18 protein-coding genes are annotated in these 23,324 nt (G+C 61.0%); 9 read left to right on the top strand and 9 right to left on the bottom strand.

What is annotated here, in order from left to right:
* The first annotated feature begins 200 nt into the window (after nt 1-200).
* The 6 genes from AO268_RS30325 (at nt 201) to cobA (ending at nt 9,573) form a co-directional block, all read left to right on the top strand.
* A complete protein-coding gene (locus AO268_RS30325) occupies nt 201-1,412 on the top strand; it encodes a nitrate/nitrite transporter (protein WP_099170742.1) in 1,212 nt (403 codons plus the stop codon).
* Nucleotides 1,412-3,079 carry a bifunctional protein-serine/threonine kinase/phosphatase gene (locus tag AO268_RS30320; protein ID WP_099170741.1) on the top strand — a complete coding sequence of 556 codons (1,668 nt, stop codon included), beginning with the start codon at nt 1,412-1,414 and terminating at the stop codon, nt 3,077-3,079. The genes AO268_RS30325 and AO268_RS30320 overlap by 1 nt, the downstream gene beginning before the upstream one ends.
* 269 nt (nt 3,080-3,348) lie before the next feature.
* The gene (gene nirB, locus AO268_RS30315) at nt 3,349-5,802 is read left to right on the top strand and encodes a nitrite reductase large subunit NirB (RefSeq protein ID WP_099170740.1); all 2,454 of its coding nucleotides are present in this window, start codon (nt 3,349-3,351) and stop codon (nt 5,800-5,802) included.
* A complete protein-coding gene (gene nirD / locus AO268_RS30310; RefSeq protein ID WP_076961199.1) occupies nt 5,799-6,116 on the top strand; it encodes a nitrite reductase small subunit NirD in 318 nt (105 codons plus the stop codon). Before nirB ends, nirD begins: the two co-directional genes overlap by 4 nt.
* Nucleotides 6,116-8,839: a nitrate reductase gene (locus AO268_RS30305; protein ID WP_099170739.1), complete on the top strand. Its 2,724-nt coding sequence runs from the start codon at nt 6,116-6,118 to the stop codon at nt 8,837-8,839. The genes nirD and AO268_RS30305 overlap by 1 nt, the downstream gene beginning before the upstream one ends.
* The gene (gene cobA, locus AO268_RS30300; protein WP_099170738.1) at nt 8,836-9,573 is read left to right on the top strand and encodes a uroporphyrinogen-III C-methyltransferase; all 738 of its coding nucleotides are present in this window, start codon (nt 8,836-8,838) and stop codon (nt 9,571-9,573) included. Before AO268_RS30305 ends, cobA begins: the two co-directional genes overlap by 4 nt.
* A gap of 60 nt (nt 9,574-9,633) precedes the next feature.
* Here the strand turns inward: cobA and AO268_RS30295 are convergent, their stop codons facing one another.
* The 8 genes from AO268_RS30295 to ppsA all read right to left on the bottom strand — a co-directional run bounded on the left by AO268_RS30295 (nt 9,634) and on the right by ppsA (nt 17,763).
* Complete coding sequence (locus AO268_RS30295; RefSeq protein WP_076961196.1) at nt 9,634-10,614, bottom strand: OmpA family protein; 981 nt, start codon at nt 10,612-10,614, stop codon at nt 9,634-9,636.
* Nucleotides 10,615-10,721: 107 nt separating this feature from the next.
* Nucleotides 10,722-11,312, bottom strand: a complete 591-nt coding sequence (gene sigX, locus AO268_RS30290) for an RNA polymerase sigma factor SigX (RefSeq protein ID WP_038442311.1) — start codon at nt 11,310-11,312, stop codon at nt 10,722-10,724.
* Nucleotides 11,313-11,399: 87 nt separating this feature from the next.
* Entirely contained in the window at nt 11,400-12,224 is an 825-nt protein-coding gene (locus AO268_RS30285) for a mechanosensitive ion channel family protein (protein ID WP_076961195.1), read from the bottom strand.
* A gap of 2 nt (nt 12,225-12,226) precedes the next feature.
* Entirely contained in the window at nt 12,227-12,472 is a 246-nt protein-coding gene (locus AO268_RS30280; RefSeq protein WP_038442312.1) for a hypothetical protein, read from the bottom strand.
* A gap of 85 nt (nt 12,473-12,557) precedes the next feature.
* A complete protein-coding gene (locus tag AO268_RS30275; RefSeq protein ID WP_076961194.1) occupies nt 12,558-13,553 on the bottom strand; it encodes a zinc transporter ZntB in 996 nt (331 codons plus the stop codon).
* Nucleotides 13,554-13,577: 24 nt separating this feature from the next.
* The gene (rraA, locus tag AO268_RS30270; RefSeq protein ID WP_076961193.1) at nt 13,578-14,069 is read right to left on the bottom strand and encodes a ribonuclease E activity regulator RraA; all 492 of its coding nucleotides are present in this window, start codon (nt 14,067-14,069) and stop codon (nt 13,578-13,580) included.
* A 229-nt stretch (nt 14,070-14,298) separates the two neighbouring features.
* Nucleotides 14,299-15,288, bottom strand: coding sequence for an alpha/beta fold hydrolase (locus AO268_RS30265; RefSeq protein WP_099170737.1), 990 nt, complete (start codon nt 15,286-15,288; stop codon nt 14,299-14,301).
* A 99-nt stretch (nt 15,289-15,387) separates the two neighbouring features.
* A complete protein-coding gene (gene ppsA, locus AO268_RS30260) occupies nt 15,388-17,763 on the bottom strand; it encodes a phosphoenolpyruvate synthase (RefSeq protein WP_029298284.1) in 2,376 nt (791 codons plus the stop codon).
* 178 nt (nt 17,764-17,941) lie between these two features.
* On the opposite strand from ppsA, the gene ppsR reads away from it, so the two are divergent.
* The gene (gene ppsR / locus AO268_RS30255) at nt 17,942-18,760 is read left to right on the top strand and encodes a posphoenolpyruvate synthetase regulatory kinase/phosphorylase PpsR (protein WP_076961191.1); all 819 of its coding nucleotides are present in this window, start codon (nt 17,942-17,944) and stop codon (nt 18,758-18,760) included.
* Nucleotides 18,761-18,945: 185 nt separating this feature from the next.
* On the opposite strand, the gene AO268_RS30250 is transcribed toward ppsR, so the two are convergent.
* Complete coding sequence (locus AO268_RS30250) at nt 18,946-20,370, bottom strand: aminotransferase-like domain-containing protein (RefSeq protein ID WP_099170797.1); 1,425 nt, start codon at nt 20,368-20,370, stop codon at nt 18,946-18,948.
* 159 nt (nt 20,371-20,529) lie between these two features.
* Between AO268_RS30250 and AO268_RS30245 the strand changes: the two genes are divergently transcribed.
* On the top strand, nt 20,530-21,423 hold the full coding sequence (locus AO268_RS30245) for a DMT family transporter (RefSeq protein WP_162493915.1): 894 nt from the start codon (nt 20,530-20,532) through the stop codon (nt 21,421-21,423).
* 26 nt (nt 21,424-21,449) lie between these two features.
* Nucleotides 21,450-23,312 (top strand): molybdopterin-synthase adenylyltransferase MoeB, encoded by a 1,863-nt coding sequence (gene moeB / locus AO268_RS30240; RefSeq protein ID WP_076961189.1) that lies wholly within the window; start codon nt 21,450-21,452, stop codon nt 23,310-23,312.
* Nucleotides 23,313-23,324: the final 12 nt, after the last annotated feature.

Below are 23,324 nucleotides of genomic sequence, written 5' to 3'. Positions count from 1 at the left end.
GGCGGCGTCACGGTTGGCGCAAGACTTGCTATGTAAACATCACAGGTAACCAACGGCGGTTGCCCCTCCACGACAAAGACGTCGCACATCCGGTTGGCCCAGGCGAACCCGGTGGCGGCGTTTTTTCGTTTCGGTGGGGCGGCCCTGGCCGGCCGTTCCATCACCAGGCCTTCTACAAGATCCCCCATCTGAGGTGCGTGATGAAATCAAGCTTCTGGAAATCCGGGCACACCCCGACCTTGTTTGCCGCGTTCCTGTATTTCGACCTGAGTTTCATGGTCTGGTATCTATTGGGCCCGCTGGCGGTACAGATCGCCGCCGACCTGCAACTGACCACCCAGCAACGCGGGCTGATGGTTGCCACACCGATCCTGGCGGGGGCGATCCTGCGCTTCTTGATGGGCATGCTGGCGGACAAGCTGTCGCCCAAGACCGCCGGCCTGATTGGCCAGGTGATCGTGATTGTGGCGCTGTTCTGTGCCTGGAAGCTGGGGATCCACAGCTATGAACAGGCGCTGCTGCTGGGGCTGTTCCTCGGCATGGCCGGGGCCTCGTTTGCCGTGGCCCTGCCACTGGCGTCCCAGTGGTACCCCGCCGAACACCAGGGCAAGGCCATGGGCATCGCCGGCGCCGGCAACTCCGGCACCGTGTTCGCCGCCCTGCTGGCGCCGTTGATCGCCGCCGCCTTTGGCTGGAGCAACGTGTTTGGCTTTGCCCTGATCCCGCTGATCCTGACCCTGCTGGTCTTCGCCTGGCTGGCGCGCAATGCGCCAGAGCGACCGAAAGCCAAATCCATGGCCGACTATTTCAAGGCCCTGGGCGACCGCGACAGTTGGTGGTTCATGTTCTTCTACAGCGTGACCTTCGGTGGTTTTATCGGCCTGGCCAGCGCCCTGCCCGGCTACTTCAACGACCAATATGGCTTGAGCCCGGTCACTGCCGGCTACTACACCGCCGCCTGCGTGTTCGGCGGCAGCCTGATGCGGCCCCTGGGCGGTGCCCTGGCCGACCGTTTCGGCGGGATCCGCACCTTGCTGGGCATGTACGGCGTGGCGGCCGTGTGCATCGCTGCCGTGGGTTTCAACCTGCCCAGCTCCTACGCCGCACTGGCCCTGTTCGTGTGCACCATGCTCGGCCTGGGTGCCGGTAACGGCGCGGTGTTCCAACTGGTGCCCCAGCGCTTTCGCCGGGAGATTGGCGTGATGACCGGGCTGATCGGCATGGCCGGCGGCATCGGCGGTTTCGCCCTGGCGGCAGGCATGGGCGCAATCAAGCAAAGCACCGGCAGCTACCAGTTGGCGCTGTGGCTGTTCGCCAGCTTGGGCGTGCTGGCGTGGTTCGGCCTGTACGGCGTGAAGCGGCGCTGGAGGACCACCTGGGGTTCGGCAGCCGTCACCGCAGCGCGAGTCTGATGAGCCTGCAACTGAGCGTGGCTCAGGCCAGCGCCATCGGGCCACGGGCGGAAAACCAGGACGCCCTGCGCCTGGTCACCCCGGCCCCGGAACTGGCCGCGAGCAAGGGCTATCTGTGTGCCATCGCCGATGGTGTCAGCCAATGTGCCGACGGCGGCCTGGCCGCGCGTTCGACCTTGCAGGCCCTGGCCCTGGACTACTATGCCACGCCGCAGACCTGGGGCGTGGCCCAGGCCCTGGACCGCTTGTTGCTGGCACAGAATCGCTGGTTACAGGCCAATGGCGGCGGCCAGCCGTTGCTGACCACCCTCAGCGCCCTGGTGTTTCGCGGGCAGCGCTTTACCCTGGCGCATGTCGGTGACTGCCGGGTGTATCGCTGGTTCGATGGCGAACTGCTGCGCATCACTCAAGAGCATGTCTGGGAGCAACCGGGCATGCAGCATGTGCTCAAGCGTGCCCTGGGCCTGGACCAGCATCTGGTGGTGGACTTTCTCGACGGTGAACTGCGCCAGGGCGAATGCTTCCTGCTGCTCAGCGACGGTGTGTGGTCGACCCTGGCCGATCACAGCATCCGCGCGATCCTGCGCGAACAGGCCGACCTGGACCTGGCCGTCACTACGCTGGTCAACGCCGCGCACCTGGCAGGCAGCCAGGACAACGCCAGCGCCCTGCTGGTGCGCATCGACCAGCTCGGCGCCGCGACCCTGGGCGATGCACTGGCGCAGTTGCAGCAATGGCCGTTGCCGCCACCGCTGAAGGCCGGGCAAGCCTTTGAAGGCTGGCAGGTAGAACGCGTGCTGGCGCACAGTCGCCAGTCGTTGCTGTACCGGGTGCGCGATGCCCTGCAGCAACCCTGGCTGCTGAAAACCCTACCCCCTGGCCACGATGATGATCATGACGCCGGCCAGGCCTTGCTCGCAGAAGAATGGTTTCTGCGCCGGGTGGCCGGGCGGGCCTTTCCTGAAGTCCACCCGGCCGGCGGGCGTCAGCATTTGTACTACGTGATGCGTGAATACAGCGGGCAGACCCTGGCCCAACTGTTCCAGCAGCAAGGCCCGTTGCCGCTGGCGCAATGGCAGTCCATCGCCGAGCGTTTGCTGCGCGCGGTGGGCATGCTGCATCGCCGGCAAATCCTGCACCGCGACATCAAGCCGGAAAACCTGCTGCTGGGCGATGACGGCGAACTGCGGGTATTGGATTTTGGCCTGGCCTATTGCCCCGGGTTATCCGAAGACCGTGCCCACCTGCTGCCGGGCACCCCCAGCTTTATCGCTCCCGAAGCCTTCGGCGGCGAACGTCCGACTCCGCAGCAGGATTTGTACAGCGTCGGCGTGAGCCTGTATTACCTGCTGACCGGGCACTATCCCTACGGTGAAATCGAAGCTTTCCAGCGGCCCCGGTTCAACACGCCCGTCAGCGCCAGTCGTTATCGCCCGGACCTGCCCGACTGGTTGCAGCAGAGCCTGGAGCGCTCGGTGGCCGCGCAAGCCGATCAACGTTACGAAACCGCCGAGGAGTGGCTGCTGGTCCTGGAGCAGGCCGAGCGCCGCGAACTGAGCCTGCGCCCGCGGCCGCTGCTGCAACGCGAGCCGCTGAAGGTCTGGCAAACCCTGGCATTGGTGTCGGTGCTGATCAACCTGGTGTTGCTGTATCTGCTGTCCTTGTAACCCGATGGCCCAATTCTGGGCAGCGCGCCTTCAAATGGTGCGCAAAAGCCTTGCCGCACCGACCCAAACCCCAATAACCCCGGCTTTTCACGACTTGGCACAAGCGCTGCATTAGCTACCCCAATACCCCCACATACAGCCCACCCTTCAACGACGAAGGTGGGGCTTTCCCGAGAGAACGGGACCAGGACAAAGGCGTCCTCGCTAGGTAACTAGCGGGACGCCTTTTTTGTTTGCGCGTGATTGGTCGAACCACTGCGGAGAACGACATGAAAAAACTCAAACTGGTGATGATCGGCAACGGCATGGCCGGGGTTCGCACCCTTGAAGAGCTGCTGAAACTGAGCAGCGAGCTGTACGACATCACGGTCTTTGGCGCCGAGCCCCACACCAACTACAACCGCATCCTGCTCTCGCCGGTGCTGGCCGGCGAGCAGACGTTTGAAGAGATCGTGCTCAACGACCTGGACTGGTACCTGCAACACAACATCAAACTGCTGCTCAACCGCAAAGTGGTGCAGATCGACCGGGTCAAGCGCAAAGTCATCGCCGAAGATGGCAGCGAGGCCGAGTACGATCGCCTGCTGATCGCCACCGGCTCGACCCCGTTTATCCTGCCGATCCCCGGTAACACCTTGCAGGGCGTGATCGGCTACCGCGACATTGCCGACACCCAGGCCATGATCGACACCGCCAAGACCCACAAGCACGCCGTGGTCATCGGTGGCGGCCTGCTCGGCCTGGAAGCCGCCAATGGCCTGATGCTGCGCGGCATGCACGTGACCGTGGTGCATATCGGCGAATGGCTGCTGGAACGGCAACTGGACAAGACCAGCGGCCAGTTGCTGCAAACCGAGCTGGAAAGCCGTGGCCTGGTGTTCCGCCTGTGCGAACAGACCCAGGCCCTGCATGACGCCGGCAACGGCCGCGTAGGCTCGGTGCAGTTTAAAAATGGCGAGGTGATCCCGGCCGACCTGGTGGTGATGGCCGCCGGTATCCGCCCCAACACCGAGCTGGCGGAACAGTCCGGCATCCCGTGCAACCGTGGGATTCTGGTCAACGACACCATGCAAACCTACGACCCACGCATCTATGCCATCGGCGAATGCGCCAGCCATCGCGGGATTGCCTATGGCCTGGTGGCACCGCTGTTCGAGCAGGCCAAGGTCTGCGCCAACCATCTGGCGCAGCTGGGGTTCGCCACTTATAAAGGCTCGGTGACCTCGACCAAGCTCAAAGTCACCGGCATCGACCTGTTTTCTGCCGGCGACTTCATGGGCGGCGAAGGCACCGAGACCATCACCTTGTCCGACCCCATCGGTGGCATCTATAAAAAGCTGGTGATCAAGGACGACATTCTGGTCGGCGCCTGTCTGTACGGCGACACCGCCGATGGCGGTTGGTATTTCCGGCAGATCCGTGAGAACCATGGCATTGGCGAGATCCGCGATCACCTGATGTTCGGCGAAAACGCCCTGGGTGATGTGGGCCACCAGGGCCAGGACAAAGCCATGAGCATGGCCGACAACGCCGAAGTCTGCGGCTGCAACGGGGTGTGCAAGGGCACTATCGTCAAGGCGATCCAGGAACAGGGCCTGTTCAGCGTCGATGAAGTAAAAAAGCACACCAAGGCTGCCAGCTCCTGTGGCTCCTGCGCCGGCTTGGTGGAGCAGATCCTGATCAATACCGTGGGCGGCGCCGCCGACGTCAAGCCCAAAAGCGAAAAAGCCATTTGTGGCTGCAGCGACCTCAACCACGGGCAAATCCGCCAGGCCATCCGCGACCAGCACCTGCTGACCATCGCCGGCACCATGAGCTACCTGAACTGGCGCACGCCCAATGGCTGCGCCACCTGCCGCCCGGCCTTGAACTATTACCTGATCTCCACCTGGCCAGGCGAAGCCCGGGACGACCCGCAGTCGCGCCTGATCAACGAACGGGCCCACGCCAATATCCAGAAAGACGGCACCTATTCGGTGGTCCCGCGGATGTGGGGCGGTGTGACCAACCCTTCCGAACTGCGGCGGATTGCCGATGTGGCCGACAAGTACAACGTACCGATGGTCAAGGTCACCGGCGGCCAGCGCATCGACTTGCTGGGCATCAAGAAACAGGACCTGCCCGGGGTGTGGAAAGACCTCGACATGCCATCCGGGCATGCCTACGGCAAATCCATCCGTACCGTGAAGACCTGTGTCGGCAGCGAGTTCTGTCGCTTCGGCACGCAGAACTCCACGCAACTGGGCATTGAGCTGGAGCATGACCTGTTCAATATGTGGTCGCCCCACAAGGTCAAGCTGGCGGTCTCCGGGTGCCCGCGCAACTGCTCGGAAGCCGGGATCAAGGATGTGGGAATAATCGGCGTCGACTCGGGGTGGGAGATGTATATCGGCGGCAACGGAGGGATCAAGACCGAGGTCGCGGAGTTTTTCGTCAAGCTCAAGACCGCCGAGGAAGTACGTGAGTACAACGGCGCTTTCCTACAGCTGTACCGCGAAGAAGCCTTCTACCTGGAACGCACGGTGCACTACCTGCAACGGGTGGGCATGGACCATATCAAGAAGGCCGTGCTGGAAGACCCGGCGCGGCGCCAGGCCCTCAACGAGCGCCTGCAATTTTCCCTGTCGTTTGAACAAGATCCGTGGAAAGAGCGCCTGGAGCAACCATTGCTGAAAAAGGAATTCGACACCATCGCCGTCAAACAGCTGGAGGTAGTGCTATGAACTGGCTGGATATCTGCGCCCTCGAAGAAATCAATGCCCTGGGTTCGCGCATCGTCAGCGGCCCGAAAGGGCAAATCGCGATTTTTCGTACCAGTGACAATGAAGTCTTCGCCCTCGACGACCGCTGCCCGCACAAGGGCGGGCCGCTGTCCCAGGGGCTGATCTATGGCAAACGCGTGGCCTGCCCGCTGCATAACTGGCAGATCGACCTGGTATCCGGTGAAGCCCAGGCCCCGGATATCGGCTGCGCCCATCACCACCACGCCCGGGTGGAAAACGGCCGGGTGATGCTGGCCCTGCGGGACGCCGGTTGATGAGCCGCCAGGTCACGGCATCGACCTGCTGCTACTGCGGGGTCGGCTGCGGCGTGTTGATCGAGCATGATGGCACGCAGATACTCGGGGTCAGCGGCGATCCGACGCACCCGGCCAACTTCGGCAAACTGTGCAGCAAAGGGGCCAGCCTGCACCTGACCGGCGATCTGACGGCACGGGCGCTGTACCCGCAGTTGCGCCTGGGCAAAGACCTGGCCCGCAGCCGCACCGACTGGGACACCGCCCTGGAACACGCGGCCAATGTATTCGCCGACACCCTCGCCGAACATGGCCCGGACAGCGTGGCGTTCTATATCTCCGGGCAACTGTTGACCGAGGACTACTACAGCTTCAACAAACTCGCGCGGGCCCTGGTGGGCACCAACAATATCGACAGCAATTCCCGGCTGTGCATGTCCTCGGCGGTGGTCGGCTACAAGCGCAGCCTGGGTGCCGATGCGCCGCCGTGCAGCTATGAGGACCTGGAGGTCAGCGATTGCGTGATGATCGTCGGCAGTAACATGGCCTACGCCCACCCGGTACTGTTTCGCCGGCTGGAAGAAGCCAAGGCGCGCCGACCGGCCATGAAAGTGCTGGTCATCGACCCCCGGCGCACCGACACCTGTGACTTGGCGGATCTGCACCTGGCGATCCTGCCGGGGACTGATGTGGCGTTGTTCCATGGGATTTTGCATCTGTTGCTGTGGGAAGGCTGGATCGACCGCGACTTTATCCAGGCCCACACCGAGGGTTTGGTCGAGTTGAAGCGGATGGTCCACGACTACACGCCGCAGATGGTCACGCAAGTGTGCGGGATCAGCGTTGAGCAACTGCGCCAGTGTGCAGAGTGGCTCGGGACTTCGCCGAGTTTTCTGTCGTTGTGGTGCATGGGGCTGAACCAGTCCACCGCCGGCAGCGCGAAAAACAGTGCGCTGATCAACCTGCACCTGGCCACCGGCACCCTTGGCCGCCCGGGTTGCGGGCCCTTTTCCCTGACCGGCCAACCCAACGCCATGGGTGGCCGGGAAACCGGTAGCCTGTCAAACCTGCTGCCGGGCCATCGCGAGGCCAGCAACGCCGAGCACCGTGCCCAAGTAGCCACCTACTGGGGGGTTGAACAACTGCCGTCCAGCGTCGGTTTGACCGCTATCGAACTGTTCGAGCAGGTAAACGCCGGCAAGATCAAGGCACTGTGGATCGCCTGCACCAACCCGGCGCAATCACTGCCAGACCAGAACAACGTGCGCCAGGCCCTGGCCGCGTGCCCGTTCGTGGTGTTGCAGGAAGCCTTCCGCACCACAGAAACCGCCGCCTTTGCCGATCTGTTGTTGCCGGCGGCCAGTTGGGGCGAAAAAGACGGCACGGTGACCAACTCCGAACGGCGTATTTCCCACGTGCGCCAGGCCATTGCCCCACCGGGTGAAGCGCGGCCGGACTGGGCGATTACCGTGGATTTCGCCCAACGCCTGGAGCGGCGCTTGCGACCTGGCCTGCCCAGCCTGTTTGCCTTTGAGCAACCTGCGCAGGTTTTTGACGAGTTCAAGATGTTGACTCGTGGTCGGGACCTGGACCTGTCGGGCATCAGCCACGCCCTGCTCGACCGAATCGGCCCGCAGCAATGGCCGTTTCCCACAGAGGCGCAGGCTGGCACGCCACGGCTGTACATCGACGGCCGCTTCCCGACTGCCAGTGGCCGTGCGCAGTTTGTCGCCGAGCCATATCGCGCCGCCAAGGAGCAACGTGATGCGCGCTTTCCCCTGACCCTGATCACCGGCCGCCTGCGTGACCAATGGCACGGCATGAGCCGTACCGGCACGGCGGCGCAGCTCTTCGGCCATGCCAGCGAAGCCTTGCTCAGCCTGCACCCGGACGAGTTGCGCCGGCACCGTTTCAAGGAGGGCGATCTGATCAACCTCAAGAGCCGTCGCGGCCAGGTGATTGTGGCAGTGACCCGCGATGACAGCGTACGACCCGGCCAGGCATTCCTGCCCATGCATTGGGGCGATCGCTTTCTCAAGGGTGGCGTCAACACACTGACCCAGCCGGCGTTCGACCCCTTGTCGAAACAACCGGAGCTCAAGCACAGCGGTGTGCGCCTGGAAGCCGTGCAATTGCCCTGGCACTTGTTCGCGCTGATCGAGGGCGATGTGCAACAACACTTTGAAGCGTTGCGCCCCCTGTGCGAGGGTTTTGCCTATGTCAGCCTTAGCCTGGCGGGGCGCGAGCGGCCTGCCCTGCTGGTGCGGGCGGCACATAGCGAAGCGCCGGATCTGCAACGGCTCCAGAACATCGACCAATTGCTGGGGCTCAATGACGGCCCGGTCATGGCCTATGACGACCCACGGCGCTCCATCGGTAAACGGGTAAAGATCGAAAAAGGCCGGATTACCGCAATCCGCCTGGCCGGCGAAACCCTCGCCCGCCACTGGCTGCAAAGCCTGTGGCTGGAAGGCCGGGCCGACGAGCAATTACGCCGTTGGCTGCTGGCACCGCTAAGCGCGCCGCCCGGTGGTGGAGCGACCCGTAACAGAATTCTCTGCAACTGCAAAAACGTCAGTGAAAGCGCGATAGGCGCCGGCATTGACCGTGGCTTGGACCTGGACGGGCTGAAACAAGCATTGGGCTGCGGCACGCAATGTGGTTCCTGTGTGCCCGAAATCAAACGGCTATTGGCGAGCACTTCACAACCAATCGCCATCAGTGTGCGAGGGCAATACCGATGAACGCAAAAGTCTGGCTGGTGGGCGCAGGCCCAGGTGACCCGGAGTTGTTGACCCTCAAGGCGGTACGCGCCCTGCACGAGGCCGATGTGGTGCTGATTGATGATTTGGTCAACCCGGCGGTACTTGAGCATTGCCCCGGGACACGGGTGATTACCGTCGGCAAGCGCGGGGGGTGCCGTTCCACGCCTCAGGATTTCATTCATCGCTTGATGCTGCGTTATGCACGCCAGGGTAAATGCGTGGTGCGCCTGAAGGGCGGCGATCCATGCATTTTTGGGCGAGGTGGCGAAGAGGCCAACTGGCTGCGGGCTCGTGGGGTGAGCGTGGAATTGGTCAATGGCATCACGGCTGGCCTCGCGGGTGCAACCCACTGCGACATACCGCTGACGTTGCGTGGAGTCAGTCGTGGCGTAACGCTTGTCACCGCCCATACCCAGGACGACAGTAGCCTGAATTGGCGAGCACTGGCCGAGGGTGGCACGACACTGGTGGTCTACATGGGTGTGGCGAAGCTTTCAGAGATTGCCCAGCAGTTACTGGAAGGTGGGATGGCCGCAGATATGCCAGTGGCCATGATCGAGAACGCCTCGCTGCCCCAGCAGCGCGAATGCCGCAGCTCCCTGACGCGCATGCAGGAGGACGCCAAGGCGTTTGCCTTGAAGAGCCCTGCCATCCTGGTGATCGGCGCGGTAGCGGCCACGGCCGTGGAGGCAGCCTTGCTGGCCAGCGCCTGAGGCAAATGGCAGGCGAAAAAAAGCCCGGCCTAAGCCGGGCTTTTTTCTAGCACTCAGTAATTACTGAGCTTGAGCTTCAACCGACGCTTCTACACGACGGTTAACAGCACGACCAGCTTCAGTTGCGTTGTCAGCAACTGGGCGGGATTCGCCGTAACCAACCGAAGTGATACGGCTAGGAGCTACGCCATCTTTAACCAGGACTTGCTTAACAGCGTCAGCACGACGCTGGGACAGCTTCTGGTTGTAGGCGTCTGGACCGACGGAGTCAGTGTGACCAGCAACTTCTACGTTGGTAGCTGGGTACTGAGCCATGAAGTCGGCCAGGTTTTTCACGTCGCCGTAGCTGTTAGGCTTAACAGTGGCCTTGTCGAAGTCGAACTTCACGTCCAGCTCAACACGAACAACCTGAGCAACCGGAGCTTCTGGCTCTGGAACTGGCTCTGGAGCTGGTGCTGGGGTAGGAGCTGGAGCTGCTGCGCCAGCGTTACCGCCGAAGTTTACGCCCAGGCCGACCAGTGCGGAGTAATCCCACTTGCCGTTGTCCAGACCGTAGTCAGCTTCAACACCGGCACGAGCGTACAGGTTGTTGGTGAAGTAGTACTTAACACCGGTGCCGATGATGGCTTGAGTGGTCTGATCGCGACCGCTGTGACCGTCAGCCAGTACGTTGGTACGGCTCTGGTGACCGAAACCGCCTTCTACGTATGGACGCAGGCTGTCAACGCCAGCCTGACCGAAGTGGTACTGAGCAGTCAGGCTGCCGGTATCACCTTTGATCTTCTGGTTGCCAGTACCGTCGTTCGAACGGGTGTGGTTGGTCTTGTCGTAGGACAGGTTCAAGGACAGGTCGTCGGTCAGGAAGTAACCGATGCGAGCGCCAGGATTGAAGCCGTCTTCGATGTGCTTGACGCTATCGTTGTACTGCTTCTTGTAGAACAGCTCGCCTTCAACTGCGCCTTGGCCTTGTGCCAGAACGCCGAAAGAAGTAGCGGCAATAAGAGAACCAATGGCCAAGCCCAAGGTGTTTTTCAGTTTCATCCGTTAAATCCCCATCTGGTGATTGTAAAGCAGTCCCACATACCGGGGGACAACTCGGCGACAAGTCTAACAGAACTTGCCTACACGTAAGAGATATTTGCACCGAACTAAGTTTCAGTACTGTCCGCAAATTTCTCACGTAATTTATCAAGAGCACGCTTGTAACGCATTTTTGTAGCACTCAAACCCATATGCATAATGTCAGCAATTTCCTGAAATTCCAGTTCTGCGACAAATCGTAGCACCAAAATTTCCCGGTCAATTGGATTCACATGCACCAACCAGCGATCAAGCCCGCCCTTCTCCTCGGGTGCCGGCGTCTTTTCTTCAGACGCCTCCTCAAGGGGGTCGAGGCTCAAGGCGTCCATCAAGCGACGCTTTCGCCGTTCCTTACGATACTGCGTGATGCACTCGTTGTACGTGATGCTGTACAGCCAGGTTTTGAACTTCGATTTGCCCTCGAAGTTCTTCAGGCCATACAACACCTTGAGCATCACTTCCTGACAGACATCATCCGCATCACGATCGTTCCCTAAATACCTTGAACAAACGTTGAACAGAGTGCGTTGATACCTGCGCATCAATTCTTCGTACGCGCGTGTTACGTGAAACAGCTCCGTGTGCGAGCGCGCGACCAACTCCTCATCAGAGAGCTCACGGGGGTCATAGCGCGTGGACAGCGTTTGGGCTTTATTCAAAACAAGTCGTGCCGACAGTCAGGTCAATGTCCGCCACTGCCTGGGTACCCAGGTTTGCGGCGGCGTACATTAGCAGGATTTACCGGGTTAGCGGCTATTGACCTGCTGTTCCAGCAGAACCCGATTGGACAGCGACACTAGTTCGCCATCATCGGTCAGCACCGTAGTTTTCACCGTGCCGATCTCTTCAATCTGCCCTTCGACCTCGCCAACACGCACGTATTGCCCAACCTGATACAACTCACGCACATAGATTCCCGCAAGAATCTGCCCCGCAATTCCCCGACTTCCCAGCCCCATCGCCAACGCAACGGCCAGACCAACGGTAATCAAAACGATCACAATCACATGGTTGAGCAGGTCAGTCTTGACCTCCAACTGGCTGATCGCCACCGAAATACTGATGATGATCACCAGCCCCTGGGCGATTCGCCCCAGGCCGCTGGCATAATCCAGGCCCACCCCTTCGGCAGCGCCGCGCACCAGCCCATTGGCCAGTTGCGCCAGCAAAACCCCCACCAGCAACACCAGCGCGCCGCCGAATACTTTCGGCAAATACAGCGCCAGCATGTCGAGCGTAGCTGAAACTCGCTCAAGTCCAAGGGATTGAGCCGCAGAAACCAGGAAAATCAGCAAAACAAACCAATAGACGATCTTGCCGATCAGGGTCGAGATCGGTACTTGCAGCCCGACGCGCCCCAGCAGCTTGGTCAATCCGGTGCCCGCCATCAAGCGATCGAGGCCCAGCTTGGCGAGTAATTTGGAGAGCAGGGTGTCGAGCAGCTTGGCCACGACAAAACCCAGCAACACCAGCACCAGCGCACCAAACAGGTTGGGAATGAAATTCGCCACCTTGGTCCACAACGCCGTCATTGCAGTGACCAGACTCTGCGTCCAGAGATCAAGTTCCATATTCAATCAGCCTTATCAGCAGTGCGAGCAATAGGTTTACGACGAGAAACAGGTGATACATGGGCCGAACCATTGTTCAGCGCCATCATCAGTGCCGGCACCCAGCGGCCGAGCAGACCAAACAGGTCGCCCGCGCCTACCTGGCGGTTGGCAGTTTTCAGTACGCGGCCCAGGCAGGCATCGTCGTCCCGGTTGGACGGCGAAGCATTAAGCATGTCACGCAGAGACTGTTCAAACGGATCGTGCATAGGGACCTCTCGCAAGTGATTTAAAAGACGAGGGCAAAATTCGTCGGGTCACATGACCTCTCCCACCATTCAGGTCACGTTCAGGTCAAACCCAGCGTAAACGTCGGAATAACCACCACTGCCCAAGGGCCACCGAGATCATCAACAGGCAGGCCACCGCGAAGCCATAGGGGCTCTCGGAGAACGGAATGCCACCCACGTTGATCCCCAGCAACCCTGTCAGAAAACTCATTGGCAAAAAGATCCCGGTGATGATCCCGAAGCGGTACATGGTGCGGTTCATGCGCACGCTTAAACGCCGATCCTCGGCCTCCAGCACCAGCCCCACGCGCTCCCGGCTCAGTTCCAGCTCTTCCAGGTAACGGGTCAGGCTGTTATTCAATTCATTCCAGTAGTCGGCATCGTCATCGACGAACCATGGCAGTTTTATGCGTGTCAGTTGCGCGAAGATATCGCGCTGCGGTGCCAGGAAACGCTTGAGCGCGGCGGCACGCCGACGGATCTGCAGGACACTGCCATGTTCCGGGGTATACCGTTCGTCGGCATCCAGTTTTTCTTCTTCGATATCGACAATTTCAGACAGGTCGCTGACCAGATCCTGCACTTTATGGGTCAGGTACTGCGCCATGTACAGGATCAGCTCGGAAGCGCTCCTGGGGCCTTTTCCATCCGCCAACTGCACCAGCAACTCGTCGGTGGCGCGCAAGGGCCGCAGGCGCAGGGAGATCACCCGGTCAGCCGAGGCAAAGATACGCACCGACACCATGTCTTCCGGCTCAGCCCCAGGGTTGAGGTTGATCCCGCGCAAAAACAGCAACAACTCGTCGTCCGGCAACGGCAATAGCCGTGGGCGGGTGTTCTCCTCCAGCAGCAGATCACAGGCAAACTCGCTCAGGCCACTGGCTTGGCGCAACCAGGTCTGGGTCTGGGGGTGACTGCGATCCCAGTGCAGCCACAGGCTTTCCTGGGGCTGCAGTTGCAGGTCGTCAAGCTCAGTCCGGGCAATCGAACGCGCACCGCCTTTACCGTCCAGCACCAGGGCATGCACCAGCCCCCACTGCGCGTTTTCTTCCTCGAACATCCTCACCCCTGTCGGCTACTGCAATTATTCAGGCATTTTCAGCGGACTGGGCGAAACAATCACGCCATTGTTATCGGCGTAGACATATTCACCGGGACGGAATGTCACGCCGGCAAAGGTCACGGCCCCACCCAGGTCGCCCACGCCCTGGCGATGACTCTTCTTCGGGTGGCTGGCCAGGGCCTGCACGCCCAGGTCGGTCTGGGCGAGAACATCGACATCGCGCACACAACCGTAGATCACCAAGCCTTCCCAGCCATTTTTCGCGGCTCTTTCGGCGATCATGTCGCCCAGCAAGGCGCAGCGCAGCGAACCACCACCGTCAACCACCAGCACTTTGCCAGTGCCCTCCAGCTCGGCCTGTTCCTTGACCCGGGAGTTGTCTTCAAAACACTTGACGGTCACGATCTGGCCACCGAAGGAGTCCCGGCCACCAAAGTTGGCGAACATCGGCTCCAGCACCTGTACCAGGTCTGGGTAGGCGTCACACAGGTCGGGGGTAACGTAATGGTTCATCGAAAAACTCCTGTCGGTGAAAGAAGGTGTCGAACATCCACAGCTACATCAGGAAAACGCATCGCAAGGGGCATTCTTTAAGACCTGCCGCCTCACGGGCCGCCATGATCAGACCCACCCGGCTGTAACGCAATAGCCACTGCGCGACTGAATATGACCAAAACATCCCGGAGCGTCATATCTTAGCCGCAAGCCATCTCGAGTGAAACGCCCTTGTTAGAGCCCTTGCTCAGACGCTCGCGAGCTCTTGCGCCTGCGCCCCCGCCAAAGGTGTCAGCGGATCTTTCAGCCAACGTTGCACCAGTGGCCACACTTCGGCCTGCGCCGCTTTACTGACCAGCATCTCCACATGCCCGAAATCACCGCTGAACCCTTGCTTGCGTCCCAGGCACAGGTATTGACGGTGCGCGCTGCCCACTTGGTCAAACAGCTTGCGGCAGGCCCAGTCCGGGTCTTGATGATCACCAGCGGCACTCACAGCCAAAAGCGGCACATCGACCTCGGCCAGGCCTTTCCACCAGTCGCGCTCGGCATCGCCAAAACGCCCGAACAAACCGTGCCAGCGCATGCTTTCCAGGGCCAGGCCGATGGGCTCGTCTTCCGGGCCACGCTTGAGCCGCGAACCGGAGAGCAGGGCAAAGCGCTTGAGGATCAAGCGCCCGCCCCACTCCACCGGCGGAATTTTCAACGGCCAGTAAGTGCGACTGACCTGGCAGCCAAACAGCGCCACCGACGCCACTGCCGGCGCGCCCAGATACTGGCCACCCAAGGCTGCCGCCAGGGTCGTGCCGCCCAGCGAGTGGCCGATCCAGTGCGGGATCTGCGCGCTTTGCTCACGCACAAAGGCGGCAATGGCGGGCAAGTCGTAACGAGCATAGTCGGCGACACGATTTTTGGCATAGTCCTGGTTGCGTCGGGAAAGCCCATGGCCGCGCATCTCCGGGATCCATACATCAAAGCCCTGGCGCGCCAGGTACGCCCCCAGGCCAATGCCCTTGGGCGAATACCAGAAGCGCCGATTGGAAAAGCTGCCATGCACCAGCACCACCGGTATGCCACGGCTTTGCGCGACATCGGCCAGGCCCAGGCGCGTCACCGCCAGTTCTACGGTGCCGTCGGGGCTGTTGCCAGGCTTGAGGCGATAGACATCTTCACTCAGGTCGCCACGACGCTCAGCGCTGATCAAGGCGACGGGAAACAGGTTGCTGCTGCTTTGCATAATCTTCTTGCACAAAAAAGGGCGGCGTCCGGAGGGAGTTCCGCCCTGTACAGAATGAGAAATGCCGGCCCGCCACACTGGCTGGCCGGCAGATGGCAATTACGCCGAGGCTTGGCCTTCAGCCAGGAAGAACCAGGTTTCCAGCACAGAATCGGGGTTCAGCGAGACGCTTTCGATACCCTGTTCCATCAGCCATTTGGCCAGGTCCGGGTGATCGGAAGGGCCCTGGCCGCAGATACCGATGTACTTGCCGGCCTTGTTACAGGCCTGGATGGCGTTGGCCAGCAGCTTCTTGACCGCAGGGTTACGCTCGTCAAACAGGTGCGCGATGATCCCGGAGTCACGGTCCAGGCCCAGGGTCAACTGGGTCAGGTCGTTGGAACCGATGGAGAATCCATCGAAGAACTCCAGGAACTCTTCGGCGAGGATGGCGTTTGACGGCAGCTCGCACATCATGATCACGCGCAGGCCGTTTTCGCCACGGGTCAGGCCGTTCTCGGCCAGCAGGTCCACGACCTGGCTCGCTTCGCCCAGGGTGCGCACAAACGGCACCATGATCTCGACGTTGGTCAGGCCCATCTCGTTGCGCACACGCTTGAGGGCACGGCATTCGAGCTCGAAGCAGTCACGGAACGCTTCGCTGATATAACGCGAGGCGCCACGGAAGCCCAGCATCGGGTTCTCTTCTTCCGGCTCGTAGAGCTTGCCGCCGATCAGGTTCGCGTATTCGTTGGACTTGAAGTCCGAGAGGCGCACGATGACTTTCTTCGGCCAGAAGGCCGCCGCCAGAGTGCTGATGCCTTCCACCAGCTTCTCGACGTAGAAGCCCACCGGGTCGTTATAGCCGGCGATGCGCTTGTCGACGCTGTCCTTGATCTCTACCGGCAGGCCGTCGTAGTTCAACAGGGCCTTGGGGTGCACGCCGATCATGCGGTTGATGATGAATTCCAGGCGGGCCAGGCCTACGCCGGCGTTCGGCAATTGCGCGAAGTCGAAGGCACGGTCGGGGTTGCCGACGTTCATCATGATCTTGAACGGCAGGTCCGGCATGGCATCGATGGAGTTCTGCTTGATATCGAAGCCCAGCTCACCTTCAAAAATGAAGCCGGTATCGCCTTCGGCGCAGGACACGGTCACGCCCTGGCCATCCTTGAGCAGTTGGGTGGCGTTGCCGCAACCGACCACTGCCGGGATCCCCAGCTCACGGGCGATGATCGCCGCGTGACAGGTACGCCCGCCACGGTTGGTGACGATGGCGCTGGCGCGCTTCATCACCGGTTCCCAATCCGGGTCGGTCATGTCGGAGACCAGCACGTCACCCGGCTGGACCTTGTCCATCTCGGACACGTCCTTGATGATCCGCACCTTGCCGGCGCCGATGCGCTGGCCGATGGCACGGCCTTCGACCAGTACGGTACCGGTTTCTTTCAGCAGGTAGCGCTCCATGACATTGGCCGAGGTGCGGCTCTTCACGGTTTCCGGGCGGGCCTGGACGATGTACAGCTTGCCATCGTCGCCGTCCTTGGCCCATTCGATGTCCATCGGGCACTTGTAGTGCTTCTCGATGATCATCGCCTGTTTGGCCAATTCGCTGACTTCGGCGTCGCTGAGGCAGAAGCGCGCGCGCTCGGCCTTGTCGACATCAACGGTTTTCACCGAGCGACCGGCCTTGGCCTCGTCGCCGTAGATCATCTTGATGGCCTTGCTGCCCAGGTTGCGGCGCAGGATCGCCGGGCGACCGGCTTCAAGGGTGTGCTTGTGCACGTAGAACTCGTCTGGGTTGACCGCGCCTTGTACGACGGTTTCACCCAGGCCGTAGGCGCCGGTGATAAACACCACGTCACGAAAGCCCGATTCAGTGTCCAGGGTGAACATCACGCCGGCAGTACCGGTTTCCGAACGCACCATGCGCTGCACGCCGGCAGACAGGGCCACCAGCTTGTGATCGAAACCCTGGTGTACACGGTAGGAAATGGCGCGGTCGTTGAACAGCGAGGCAAAGACTTCCTTGGCCGCGCGGATGACGTTTTCCACGCCACGGATGTTCAGGAAGGTTTCCTGCTGGCCGGCGAAAGAGGCGTCGGGCAAGTCTTCGGCGGTGGCCGAGGAACGCACGGCGACGGCCATGTCCGGGTTGCCGGCCGACAGGGTGGCGAAGGCGGTGCGGATTTCGGCGTTGAGCTTCTCGGGGAACTCGGCTTCCATGATCCACTGACGGATCTGCGCGCCGGTCTTGGCCAGGGCGTTGACATCATCCACGTCCAGGGCGTCCAGGGCAGCGTGGATCTGGTCGTTGAGGCCGCTCAGTTCGAGGAAGTCGCGGTATGCCTGGGCCGTGGTGGCGAAACCACCGGGCACCGAGACACCAGCGCCCGCAAGATTACTGATCATCTCGCCGAGGGATGCGTTCTTGCCCCCCACATGCTCTACATCATGGACGCCGAGCTTATCGAGGGAAACTACGTACTCTACCAAGGTGATCTCTCCACTAACTGTGTTGGAAAAGCTCAGGGCGCCGGCGGCTCAATAGGAGCATTTACCGGCGTTTGTGGCCTGGACCTGGAAAATAAGTGAGAATGCGGCCCACTGTGGGACGGCAAAATCGCGCCTATCATATCCAAGATTCGTCATCAGCTTAAGGCCCAAGGCTCAAATGAAACGATCTGCTTTCTTTATCTCCGATGGCACCGGCATTACCGCCGAAACCCTGGGTCAGAGCCTGCTGGCACAGTTTGAAAGCATTACCTTCGCCAAATTCACCCGGCCTTATATCGATAACGTGGATAAAGCGCGGGCCATGGTACAACAAATCAATCTGGCCGCCGAAAAAGACGGTGTGCGCCCGATCATTTTCGACACCATCGTCAATCAGGACATCCGTGAGATCCTCGCGACCTCCAATGGTTTCATGATCGACATCTTCTCGACCTTCCTCGCGCCCCTGGAACAAGAGCTGAGTGAACATTCCTCATACTCCGTGGGCAAGTCCCATTCCATTGGCCATAACTCCAACTACATGGAGCGGATCGAGGCGGTCAACTTCGCCCTGGACAACGACGACGGCGCCCGCACCCACTACTACGACAAGGCCGACCTGATCCTGGTCGGTGTGTCGCGCTGCGGCAAGACCCCGACCTGCCTGTATATGGCCATGCAATTCGGCATCCGTGCGGCCAACTACCCGCTGACCGAGGACGACATGGAGCGCCTGCAACTGCCAGCGGTGCTGCGTACCCATCAGCACAAGCTGTTCGGCCTGACCATTGACCCGGACCGGCTGACGGCGATCCGTAACGAACGCAAGCCCAACAGCCGCTATTCGAGCTATGCCCAGTGCGAGTTCGAGGTGCGGGAAGTGGAAAACCTGTTCCGCCGGGAAAATATTGCGCACATCAACTCCACCCATTTTTCGGTGGAAGAGATTTCGGCGAAGATCCTCGTGGAAAAGGGGGTTGAGCGGCGTTTCAAATAACCTGTGGGAGCGGGCTTGCTCGCGAAAGCAGTGGGTCAGTCAAACATCAATGTTTGCTGGGCCGACGTCTTCGCGGCGATGCGGCGATCCGACAAGCCCGCTCCCACAGGGGATGTTCACTGCCTTGAGCATTGCGTTCGCTTGACTGAACGGCATTGGGGTTTGCCGCAACAAGCCTGCTCAGTTTATAGATGAAACCGGCCCCCTCCCTGCCCCAGCGCCGTGGCCAGCGCATCAAACCCCGCCCTCAGCAACTGATCATCCCCCGACGTATTGCAGATACTCGCCCGGATAAACTGCGGCACCGCCGTCTGCCCCACGGCAAAGGCTTCTGCGGTGGCGATCAGGTAATTGTTCTGCTTGAGTTCCGCCTCGATTTCCGACGCCCGCCAAGGCTCCGGGACTTCAATCCAGAAGTGCGGGCTGTTGGGGTGCGTACGGTATTCCAGGCCGCTCAGCAGGTCTTCGACCAACGCCTTGCGGCGGCTGATTTCGCTGATCTGCTGATGCAACAGATACTCTGCCGTACCGTTTTCAATCCATTGCGTGGCCAACTCCAGGGTCACCGGCGTGGCCATCCAGCAGGTTGAGCGCAAAGCCGCAGAAATACGGCTGACCAGCGCCGGTGGCTCATGCACATACCCCACCCGCAGGCCTGCCGACACTGCCTTGCTCAGGCTACTGATCAGAATCGTACGCTCCGGGGCAAAATGACTCAGGGGCGGCGGACGGTCTTCCACCAGGACACCATGGGCCTCGTCTTCCAAAATCAGCAGGTTGTGCTCACGGCAGACCCTGACCAGCACCTCGCGACGGGCAACCGACAAGACCGCCGTCGTCGGGTTCTGGATGGTTGGCGTGCAATACAGGGCCGAGACCCGGTGATTGCGGCAGACTTCCTCCAGGGCCGCCGGCAACACGCCCTCCTCATCCATTTCCAGGCCGATCAGGCGGATGCCAAGCATCCGTGCGGCAGTAATCAGCCCAGGGTAGGTCAACTGCTCGGTCACCACCGTATCGCCAGCGCGCACCAACGCCATCAAGGCGCACAGCAACCCATGCTGGCCGCCATTGACACAGATGACCTGCTCGGGAATCGGATGAAAGTCGCGCTGCACCAACCATTGCGCGCCCGCCGAGCGGTAGCGGGGCAAACCGGCGTCCGGGGTGTAGGCACTGATGTCCTGCAGGAACTTGGCATTGGTGGCCAGGGTTTCAAAGCCCTGGGCCAGGAACGCGGTCTCCTGCCCCGGGATATGCATATTGCGACTCATATCGAAGTACTGGCGCGGCTCCTCGCTGAAATTGCGAAAGCCTTCATCGCGCTGGCGCTCCATCCCACGCTTGCGTACGAACGTGCCGTCACCCACCCGCGCCACCACCAGGCCCAGGCGTTCCAGTTCACCGTAGGCGCGGCTGATGGTGCCGATGGTCACCCCCAAGTTATCGGAAAGCACCCGGTGAGGCGGCAGTTTGCGCCCCGGTTCGATCAAGCCCTCGAGGATGCCCCGCTCCATGACGTCGGACAGGCGTTTGTACTTCACGCCCTGCCCATTGGACAGGCCCTCTCGCATAATTGACACCATGTCAATATTTGTTTTGACAGCCATCATTCGCCCTAATAGTGTGCTTTACGGGTTCAATCACCGGATGAAACCTCTAATTACAAGTTCAATATAGAGTTCAATTCCGGCTCAGGGAAGCAATAAACGATGCCAATGTCCGCCGTTCTCGAAAATGCCGAAAAAAACAAATCACACAAGCAATGGCTGGCAGGCCTGATCACCAGCGTGATGTTCCTGATTGTCTGCCTGAGCTGGGGCACTACCTGGCTGGGGATCAAGATCGCGGTGGAAAGCGTGCCGCCATTGACCTCGGCGGGCTTGCGCTTTTTGATCGCCTTTCCGCTGTTCCTGTGTTTTGCCCTGGTGCGTCGCGAACCTATCCTGTTCCCCCGGGAAAGCCGCTGGTTCTTCGTCTTCGTGACCCTTTCCTACTTCAGCATCCCTTACTACCTGCTCAACTACGGCGAGATGCACGTCTCGTCCGGCCTCACCGCCCTGCTGTTCAGCTGCATGCCGGTGTTTATCCTGATCTTCTCGGCGCTGTTCCTGCGCGAACGCATCTACTTCTCCCAAGTGGTGGGGATCGGCATCGGCTTCGCCAGCCTGTACATGATCATCAAGAGCCAGGGCCTGCACCTTGACCATGCCGAGTTCTTTGGCGTCCTGGCGATTCTGAGCGCCGCGATCATGCATGCCTTGTGCTATGTCATCACCAAGCAAAAAGGCAGCGCCATCAGCGTGATCACCTACAACACCCTGCCCATCGGGATTGCCGGGCTGATGCTGTTCGTCGCCGGGCTGTGGTTTGAATCGCCGACCTTCGAGGCCATCACCCTGCGCTCCTGGAGCGCCCTGTTCTACCTGGGGCTGGTGGCCTCGGTCGGTGGTTTTATCGTGTACTTCATGCTGCTCAAGCGCCTGAGCCCGATCATCCTGTCGTTCGTCTTCATTATTTTCCCGGTATTCGCCGTGATCATCGGCGCCTGGTACGAAGGCCTGGAACTGTCCCGGGACCTGATGCTGTACTCGGCGATCCTGCTGGCCGGCTTTGCCATCACCAAGTTGCCCATCGAAAAGCTACTGGCCAAGCCCAATTGACCTTTCCCCCACCACGCGAGAGAAACATGGACGTCCTCCGCCAAACCGCCCTGGAACAGATCTACGCCCACGCCAGCCGCACCTACCCCGAAGAGTGCTGCGGCTTTGTCTTCGCCGATGGCAGCGTGTACCTGGGCAGCAATATCCAGAACGAGTTGCACCGCAAGAACCCCGAGGCCTACCCACGCAGCGCGGCCAACGGCTACACCTTCTCGGTGACCGACACGCTGCTGATGAACAAGGCCTTTCGCACGGACAACCCGGTGGTGGTGATCTACCACTCCCACCCGGATGTCGGTGCCTATTTCAGCGACGAGGATCAGGACAAGGCCCTCTACATGGGGGAACCGATCTACCCCGTCAGCTACCTGGTGGTGGATGTCCGCCAGGGCAAGGCCCTTGGGTCGAAGCTGTTTGCCTGGGATGGCACGCACTTCGCCCTCAACCCCTTCAACGACCTGCAAACGGAGTTGTACATGAACGCTGTCTCTTTCCCCGACATCCTGGCCCGCGTGGCCAAGTTGCCAGAATCGACCCTCGAGGGTGCCGGATCGACATTGCGCGAAGTCATTGAAGACACCTGCACCCGCTACCCACAACTGCGGGCGCACCTGTTCCACGACAACAACGGCCAGCTCAAGGAACACTTCCTGTTCACGGCCGGGGAAGCGCTGATCGGCCCCGACGAGCCGCTGCCCGAAAAAGCAAAAATCGAAGTGCTGCTCGCCACCTCCGGCGGCATGGACATCGAGCCCCTGAGCAATGAGGAAGTACAGCGCTATGTGCGCCATATCACCCTGCCCGGCGTGGGCCGCGAAGGGCAACTGAACCTGAAGAAAGCCAGGGTGCTGATCATTGGCACCGGCGGCCTGGGTTCGCCCATCAGCCTGTACCTGGCCGCTGCCGGCATCGGCACCCTGGGGCTGGTGGACTTCGATGTGGTGGAAAGCAGCAACCTGCAACGCCAGGTCGTGCATGGCAACAGCACCCTGGGCCTGCCCAAGGTCGAATCCGCCAAGCGCCGGCTGCAGGACCTCAACGCGCATATCCAGATCAACACCTACGACACCGCGCTGAATGCCGACAACGCCCTGGAGCTGGTCGGCGCCTACGATCTGGTGATCGACGGCACCGACAACTTCGAGACCCGCTACCTCGTCAATGATGCCTGCGTGCAGTTGGGCAAGCCGCTGGTGTACGGCGCGATCTACCGCTTCGACGGCCAGATCAGCGTGTTCAATTATCAGGGCGGGCCCTGCTATCGCTGCCTGTACCCCCACGCGCCACCGGCGGAACTGGCACCCAATTGCAGTGCCGGCGGGGTGATCGGCGTACTGCCCGGCGTGATCGGGATGATCCAGGCCACCGAGGCGATCAAGCTGCTGATCGGCCTGGGCGAATCCTTGTCCGGCCGGTTGATGCGCTTTGATGCCCTGGCCATGAAGTTCAGTGAAATCCGCTTCAAGCGTCGCGCCGACTGCCCGTGCTGCTCCGAGCTGCGTGAAGAACACCCGCCGGCGGCCACCGTGTGTGCCGATGCCATCCGCAGCGCCCCCAGCCTGGCCGCAGAGCACTACATCAAGCCCCAGGTGCTCAAGCAGTTGCTGGAGCAGCGCAGCAGCGCCGATATCCTGCTGGATGTGCGCGACGCCAGCGAGCTGGAGGTATGCCAACTGCCCGGCGTGGTCCATATCCCTCTGGCCCAGCTCGACGAACAACTCGACACCCTCAGCCGCGACCACACCCATTACCTGATCTGCTACGCCGGCATCCGCGCCGAGCAAGCCGCCAGTACCCTGCTGGCCGCGGGCTTTGCCAACACCCGGGTGCTTGAAGGCGGCATGAAACACTGGGTGCGCGACGTCGAACCCGACATGCCTTTGTACTGATCACAGGCCTTG

Source organism: Pseudomonas sp. ICMP 8385 (assembly GCF_002699915.1).
GTDB lineage: Bacteria > Pseudomonadota > Gammaproteobacteria > Pseudomonadales > Pseudomonadaceae > Aquipseudomonas > Aquipseudomonas gessardii.
The sequence above is the reverse complement of the archived record's forward strand: the minus strand, read 5'-3'. Positions and strand labels throughout refer to the sequence as shown.